The organism is Rufibacter sediminis, from assembly GCF_014269285.1.
Taxonomy (GTDB): Bacteria; Bacteroidota; Bacteroidia; order Cytophagales; family Hymenobacteraceae; genus Nibribacter; species Nibribacter sediminis.
In genome coordinates this window covers 1-821 of sequence record NZ_JACOAF010000063.1, presented here as the reverse complement: position 1 = coordinate 821, position 821 = coordinate 1, and the positions used below count along the sequence as shown (strand labels likewise).

The window sequence follows — 821 nt, the reverse complement described above, 5'->3', positions numbered from 1 at the left end:
TTAGGGCGCGTTGACAAATAGGGAATGATTTTGGTTTGATCTTGTTGCTGTTATAAAAGTTTATGAGACGCTACGAGATCACGGACCGGCAGTGGGAGCTGATTTCACCGCTTCTCCCCGGCAAGTCAGGGGATGTGGGCCGGACGGCCCTTGACAACCGGCTCTTCCTGAACGCGGTGCTGTGGGTGGCCCGCTCGGGAGCGCCCTGGCGGGACCTGCCCGGGCGCTTCGGCCCCTGGAACTCCGTGTACGTGCGGTTCCGCCGCTGGGCCGTGAAGGGCGTGTGGCAGGGCGTCTTCGATGCTTTGCAGGACCCGGACCTGGACTGGCTCATGGTGGACTCCACCGTGGTCAGGGCGCACCAGCACGCGGCGGGCCAAAAAAAGGCGACCCGGAGGGGGAGTGCCTAGGCCGCTCGGCGGGCGGCTGGTCCACCAAGGTGCACGCGGCGGTGGACGCGCTGGGCAACCCGCTGCGCATCAAGCTCACGGTGGGGCAGCGGGGAGACGCCACCCAGGCGCGGGCGCTGGTGGAGGGCTACCGCCCCGGGGCCGTGCTGGCCGACCGCGGCTACGACGCCGACGACTTCCTGGGCTGCGTGCGGGAGGCGGGCGCCGAGGCGGTGATCCCCTCCAAGAGAAACCGGCTGCACCGGCGGGAGATCGACCAGAACCTCTATAAAGACCGAAACAAGGTGGAAAGATTCTTCAACAGGCTCAAGGCATGTCGCCGAATCGCCACCCGCTACGACAAAACCGCTGACAGCTTCGCCGGGTTCGTCTACCTGGCATCCATCATGATCCTTTTACACTAATTGTCAA

General features: G+C 64.7%; 1 protein-coding gene. It reads left to right on the top strand.

Going from position 1 to position 821, the window contains the following annotated elements; translation table 11 throughout:
- The first annotated feature begins 62 nt into the window (after window positions 1-62).
- A protein-coding gene (locus tag H7U12_RS22370) for an IS5 family transposase (RefSeq protein ID WP_394368086.1) occupies window positions 63-814 on the top strand; the annotation gives its coding sequence in 2 pieces (ribosomal slippage) (window positions 63-399 and window positions 399-814; 753 coding nt in all).
- The last annotated feature ends 7 nt before the right edge of the window (window positions 815-821 follow it).